The 5974-nt window shown below is 41.6% G+C and carries 7 protein-coding genes and 1 pseudogene; all 8 read left to right on the top strand.

Features of this window, described 5'->3' with window-relative positions:
- Positions 1–1144 (top strand): annotated as a pseudogene (locus MMY95_RS14825) (phage tail protein); the annotation flags it as partial.
- The gene (locus MMY95_RS14820; RefSeq protein ID WP_104795762.1) at positions 1137–1376 is read left to right on the top strand and encodes a hypothetical protein; all 240 of its coding nucleotides are present in this window, start codon (positions 1137–1139) and stop codon (positions 1374–1376) included. The pseudogene MMY95_RS14825 and the gene MMY95_RS14820, both read left to right, overlap by 8 nt.
- A gap of 3 nt (positions 1377–1379) precedes the next feature.
- A complete protein-coding gene (locus tag MMY95_RS14815; RefSeq protein ID WP_187239774.1) occupies positions 1380–1541 on the top strand; it encodes a hypothetical protein in 162 nt (53 codons plus the stop codon).
- Positions 1525–2946 (top strand): collagen-like protein, encoded by a 1422-nt coding sequence (locus tag MMY95_RS14810; RefSeq protein WP_241277773.1) that lies wholly within the window; start codon positions 1525–1527, stop codon positions 2944–2946. Before MMY95_RS14815 ends, MMY95_RS14810 begins: the two co-directional genes overlap by 17 nt.
- Entirely contained in the window at positions 2943–3155 is a 213-nt protein-coding gene (locus MMY95_RS14805) for a hypothetical protein (RefSeq protein WP_241277772.1), read from the top strand. The genes MMY95_RS14810 and MMY95_RS14805 overlap by 4 nt, the downstream gene beginning before the upstream one ends.
- Positions 3156–3166: 11 nt before the next feature.
- Complete coding sequence (locus MMY95_RS14800; RefSeq protein WP_104795759.1) at positions 3167–4339, top strand: GH25 family lysozyme; 1173 nt, start codon at positions 3167–3169, stop codon at positions 4337–4339.
- Positions 4339–4602: a hemolysin XhlA family protein gene (locus MMY95_RS14795; protein WP_015825361.1), complete on the top strand. Its 264-nt coding sequence runs from the start codon at positions 4339–4341 to the stop codon at positions 4600–4602. Before MMY95_RS14800 ends, MMY95_RS14795 begins: the two co-directional genes overlap by 1 nt.
- 12 nt (positions 4603–4614) lie before the next feature.
- Positions 4615–5145, top strand: a complete 531-nt coding sequence (locus MMY95_RS14790; RefSeq protein WP_063485689.1) for a hypothetical protein — start codon at positions 4615–4617, stop codon at positions 5143–5145.
- The last annotated feature ends 829 nt before the right edge of the window (positions 5146–5974 follow it).

The following is a 5974-nucleotide window of genomic DNA, read 5'->3' as shown; positions in this document are numbered from 1 at the left end:
CAACGGAACTTTCACAGTATATAAAGATGGCGCTATAACAGCTAAAAACATGACACTTACTGGTGGAACATTAACCTCGCCAACAATCAATACTAGTACGATTAATAGTTCAACTATCAACGGGACAACGTTCCATGGTGGTGACATTATTAATAACTCCAATAACACCGCTAATTATTATCCAATGACTATTACGCCAGACGGAGCATATAAGTCAACGTACTTTGACAGTGCGGTTGGACTGCAATCGAGCGTTGAATCTGGGGCGATTAACTATAAATATCGTTCAATGATCGGTAATGGGCAATACTTAGCTTATGATTCAGTAATTAACGGTCAAGGTTTCGAGTCACACTCGGGTTATACGTCAACTAAAGATGCGACTTTTTCCAATACAGAGACAATCACGGGCTATGTTAACGTAACACCGTCCACAGGAATCTATTTGTATGGACCAACGCAGAAAATAAACTTTGCTGGTAATGCCGATAATATTGGCAGTAACGGAGTTACTATGGATGCTTATGGCAATATATATGCACAAGCTAACTCCGCTTATTGGAGAATTAGAGACATTAATGGCCATGAGGTGGCTAATTTTGGAATCGACACTGCCAATCAAAGGGATATTTCATTATATCGAGACACTCAAGTTGGAAACCTGTTTCTAGGAGTTGGGCATACTATCGGCATGCTTGATAGTAGCCCCTTATACTTCAAGAAGGGTGACTCAAATGGTAGAATGCTAGGGCTATATGCGGGTGCCATTCACTATGAAAACCTAATTAAATCGTCCCTATTAAGTGTTAAGCAAGATGTTAAAAAGGCTGATACAGCTTATTGGGCACAGCTAGTTAACTCAATCGACCTAGCAACATACCAGTATAAGACTGACGATAATACCAGTCATATTAGGTTGTCTTCCATTGTTGATGATGTGAATGACACTAAACAGTGGCAATTGCCAGACGTATTTGTTAGCCGTGATGAAGACGGCAAGCTATGTGGGGTGGATGACAGTGTACTTTTAAACGCCACCCTAGCCACGGTACAGGAACAACAGAAAGAAATCGACCAATTAAACGGTCACAACATGGAATTGGAAGCTAGATTAAACAAATTGGAGGCAAAATTAAATGGATAGCATCTTAATCACGAACTATAAACCGGATTACACGAACAACATTATGACGATTAGCATTCAGATTAATACGCTGGGTATTAGCTCACAGGTTAGTATTACCATGGATGAATTTAACACTGCCATTGCTGGCGGTGCTGGGGGAGCAGATAGGGTTAAATTGAAGGTGCTGAACACATTGATTGACAGTCTGACCGCTTTAAAACCAGTTACCACGACTACAAAGGAGGCTTAAATTATGAATGTTGATGCACAGGCTTTAATTAACAAGCTGACAAGTAACTATGCCCAAGCGATTGCCGTTAAAGACCAGCAATTAGCGATGGCTCAAGTTCAAATTGACCAGCTTAATGCCAAGTTGGCTGAGAAGGAGGCACCTAAAGATGGCGAAAACGCTTAGTTTTACTGATACTTCACCACAAACGGTTAAAATTGGTGATACCACCACTAGCTTTACGTTAATTTGTGGCAATGATAATGTGGCAACGGACTTAACTAATGCCACTTCAATTACCGTTAAATTGGGCAATGCTAGTGGCTATCTTAAATCGGCCACAGTTAACCCAGCTAGTTTAACGGATCCAACAACTGGTCAAGTTACCGTTAAGTTTAATGCTGACTTGATGACTAGTTTGCCAGCTGGTAGCTATGCCATTGAAGTATGGGTGGTTGATAGTACCGGGACGTCAATCTACCCTAGTGATGGGTCAACCGGCTTTACCATTACCAACAACATTCAAAGTGCTAATGGTGCCACGATTACGACCATTACTTTTGACGACTTTGTGGAAGCAATGAATAAAGCCGCAAGCACAATTGCCAAGGGTGACCCTGGCGAAGGACTTGATATTAAAGGACAAGTTACTTCAGTTTCTGCATTACCAACCACTGCAAATGAGGGTGATGGTTATTTAGTCAATGAGGAACTTTATGTTTATACTAGTGGAGCGTGGAAAGATTGCGGTCCAATTCAGGGTCCTCAAGGTATTCAAGGAAAAACTGGTACAGGCGTTTCTTCAACTACAATTCAATATCAAATTTCAAGTAGCGCAACTACTACTCCAACAGGAACTTGGTCAAACAATATTGTTGCTACAACAACTGCAAATCCCTATTTGTGGATGAAAGCAACTTTGAATTATACTGACAACACAACAAAAGACTTTTACCTTGTTTCACAAAAGGGTGACAAAGGTGACCCAGGCGACACTGGTACTGTTGATAATGCTGGCTTGACCGCAGCACCAGCTTTTGTTGAGCTTAAAACGCAAGTTGATAATAGTGCTGTGGGGACTAACCTGATTCCTAATTCTAATTTTTCATCTGGACTAAATCATTGGATAGTTAATACAGGAACTAAATCAGATTGCAAAGCAGCAGTAACAACTGATTCTGACGGAGACACTTGTATTCATATCACTGGAACTGGCAATGTGTGTGGTTTATATTGTAGACCAGTAGTTTTTAACCAAAATCAAGTAACGACTGGTTCAGTATTGGTAAAAGGAACTGGTAAACTTGTTCTTGTTGGGCTTGACGGTAGACCAGCCTCTAGTTTTGGCACAATTTCAACTAAATCTTATTCTAAGGTTGGTTCAACAATGCAGGCGGCTTCCAGCACAAACATTTTTTGTATTTATTTCAATCCTGTTGATAGTGTATTAGACATATATGTTAAGTTTGCCAAGCTTGAACTCGGTTCTCACGCTACTGATTGGTCAGTTAATCCAACAGAAATTTTGACACAATCAGATTACGCAAAAATAAAAGCAGCTATTGTATCATTAGGAGGTCATTTATCATGAGTTTTAATTTAAGCAAATTTTTAACAGAAGGGTTAATTGACAGTGTTGACAATGGATTGATTCCATCAGACTTAGCAACTGTATACGCTGGCAACTATCTAGTAAAATCACTGATTACCCAAACTCAGGTTACTCAAGTATCCGATGCAATTACAGCCTACAAAGCCGCACAGGTATCAGCTACCGTAGATAATAACAGCGTACACTAGGAGGTAGACAATTGAACAAGCGCAAGTTGAAGGCACTCGTCTTAATGGTGGGCGCTATTTTTATGGCCTTTTTAATGGTCAATGTTACCAGTCAGGCTTCAACTAGTCGGGAACAAGGGGTCGACTGGTCTAAGTTTCAAGGCAATGGTGGAACATTCGGCTACAGCACTGATAAGTTTGTATTCTCACAGGCGGGTGGTTTTTATGGTGGAACTAATATCCCTCAGACCACATATAACAGCCAAGTTAAATCAGCTCAACAGGCTGGTAAACGGGTGCACACCTATTTGTGGGATGGTGTCGGTGGCAATATGACCAATGCCAAGTCTATGATGTCATATTACTTGCCACGTGTTAAGACGCCCAAGGGTAGTATTGTGGCGCTGGACTATGAGGATGGTGCTTCTAATAGCGTGACAGCCAACACTAATGTCATTAAAGCTCAATTTGAGTTAATTAAGGCGTACGGCTATACGCCGATGTTGTATTCCGGTAAAGCTTACCTCAATGCTCATGTTAACACTAGCGCCATTGTACGTGCCTATGGTAATTGCCTGTGGTTAGCTGAATATCCAGACTATCTAGTTAGAACTAAGCCGGATTATAACTGGTTCCCAAGTATGGATGGCGTGGCTATCTTCCAATTCACCAGCACGTATAAAGCAGGCGGATTAGACGGCAATGTTGACTTAACGGGCATTACCAAGTCAGGCTATACGACTGCTAGCAAGAAACAAGCTCAAACCAACGTTAAGCAGGCTCAGGCAGCTAAGAAGGCCACCTTTAAGGTTGTCAAATACAACCAGCGAGGGGTGTTCTATCCTAACCGTACTCTGGCAGTGCGTTACACGGATAGCGACAAGGTGAGTCAAGTGGCTACCTATTACAAGGGTGATAGTGTGACTTACAATGCGGTCATTATTGAACACAACTATGTATGGGCACGCTACACCCGTTCAAATGGCCTGTATGGCTTTATCAAGCTAGGCGTCACCAATGGGCCAGCCTACGGAAAGCGAGTTGCTGGTCAGCCGGTTAGTCATACGTATTACACAGTCAAGTCTGGCGACAGCTGGTGGACAATCGCACAACGCAACGGCCTGAGCATGACTACATTAGCTAGTCAGAACGGCAAGACGATTTACACCACTATCTATCCCGGCCAGCGATTGGTGGTGCGGTAATGGCACAATACGACGATACAACTAAGTTATTAATGGATATTCAAAAGGATGTGGCTGCCACCAAAACGAAAGTTGAGAACATCGAAGAAAAGCTGAATCAAGTTGACGATATTGGCGACAAAGCGGACAAGGCACTGGCCAAGTCCATTGAAGCCAGCCATCAAATTGACCGTGTGACAGCCATTCAAAATTGGTTGATCGGTGTCTTGGTTAGTGGCGTGCTCGTCACGTTAGTTATTTACATCGCAGAAAAGTTCCTTTAGGAGGGAAAAACAATGACAAAATTTTTAAATGTAATTCAGGCAACACTCAAAGCTAACTACAAGAAGCCTGCTTATTGGGCCCAGATTATCGGGTCCGTGTTGATTATTGGCTTAGCTGTCGCAACGGTCTTTTTTGGTGTTAAGATTGACGCTAATGCAGTTGTGTTAGTGATTACCGCCGTGGGGGCAATCCTAGCTTTTGTCGGGGCAATTACGGATAATTCTATTTTGGAAGATACCGGCAATACGATCAAAACCAAGTCGAGCACGTTAGCTTATACGGAACAAACGGTCGTGGAAGCTTTGGCAGAAGCTCAAGCTAAGATTGAAGCAGCTAACTCAGCAGCGGCTAGTCAAGCCGAAGCCCAAGCGTCACAGGCGGTAGTGGCGGCTTATAGTCAAGCGGCTAGCGCGGCGGCAGTTGGTGACACGGTCACGGCTAGTTCAGCAGCCACTTTAGCGTCATCGTTAGCGGCTAATTTAGATAGTAATGCGCAATCAGTTAACGAAACGACGTCAGAATCCGCCTCACAAGCAAGCTAAAAGTAGTATAATAATCGTGAACTGTTCTAGTCCCCCATGCTTCGGTGTGGGGGATCCTTTTATTAACAGAAACATACAAAAAGAACCAGCCAAGGCTGGTTCAAGGTTTAAATAAATAAAATGGGTGTTCTGCTCCCTAGGAATTAAGAATGGAACAATAATGATTATACCTCAAAGTGGATAAATATCACAAGGAGTTATTAATATGTTTGTATAGACTACTTTCGGTATTGTAATATAAACTGACAAGCGTTATTATGTCCTTTGTCCTGTTATTAGTATCATGGCTTTCGAATTCCTCCAAGATTGTCAGCTAATGATGCCAGAGGTGATGAGGATAATCTTCTGCTTTGATGGGCGGAAGATTTTTTTATATTACTTACCCGTGTATTTGGTTAGTGCGATTTTAGTTTTAGCATAATTAGTTGTCAATATAGCTAATGAGACAACTACTAGGGTTTACAGAGTAGTAAGCAATAAGTATAATAATATCTGTCTCTAGATGATAGTTATAACTTGATTAATTCCCCTGCGCTTCGGCGTGGGGGATTTTTTATGTATTACCCGCCTAGGTGTAAGTGTGCTTTTTTGATTGATCCTAAAACCCTTATGGAATAAGGTGTCAAGGCGTGTTTAAATATTTTTGGTGCACTTTTAAGTGCAAAAAATCAGCATAATTTAGTATTTTTTAGCAAGAGTGCACCAAAAAGTGCACCATTATATCTATTTATACAGCTTTAAAGCGATTATGAAAAACAAAAAACGCCGTCAACTCAACGATTGACGACGCTCAAAGTTGGTACAGATAATCAATTTAAGGAGAGTACAG

Source organism: Lactiplantibacillus sp. ME-2 (assembly GCF_022549155.1).
Classification (GTDB): Bacteria; Bacillota; Bacilli; order Lactobacillales; family Lactobacillaceae; genus Lactiplantibacillus; species Lactiplantibacillus plantarum.
This window is presented reverse-complemented; position numbering and strand designations above follow the sequence as displayed.

Coding starts and splice junctions, on each gene's coding strand:
- MMY95_RS14790 (WP_063485689.1), top strand. CDS start 4,615: ATGACAAAATTTTTAAATGTAATTCAGGCAACACTCAAAGCTAACTAC.
- MMY95_RS14820 (WP_104795762.1), top strand. CDS start 1,137: ATGGATAGCATCTTAATCACGAACTATAAACCGGATTACACGAACAAC.
- MMY95_RS14805 (WP_241277772.1), top strand. CDS start 2,943: ATGAGTTTTAATTTAAGCAAATTTTTAACAGAAGGGTTAATTGACAGT.
- MMY95_RS14795 (WP_015825361.1), top strand. CDS start 4,339: ATGGCACAATACGACGATACAACTAAGTTATTAATGGATATTCAAAAG.
- MMY95_RS14815 (WP_187239774.1), top strand. CDS start 1,380: ATGAATGTTGATGCACAGGCTTTAATTAACAAGCTGACAAGTAACTAT.
- MMY95_RS14810 (WP_241277773.1), top strand. CDS start 1,525: ATGGCGAAAACGCTTAGTTTTACTGATACTTCACCACAAACGGTTAAA.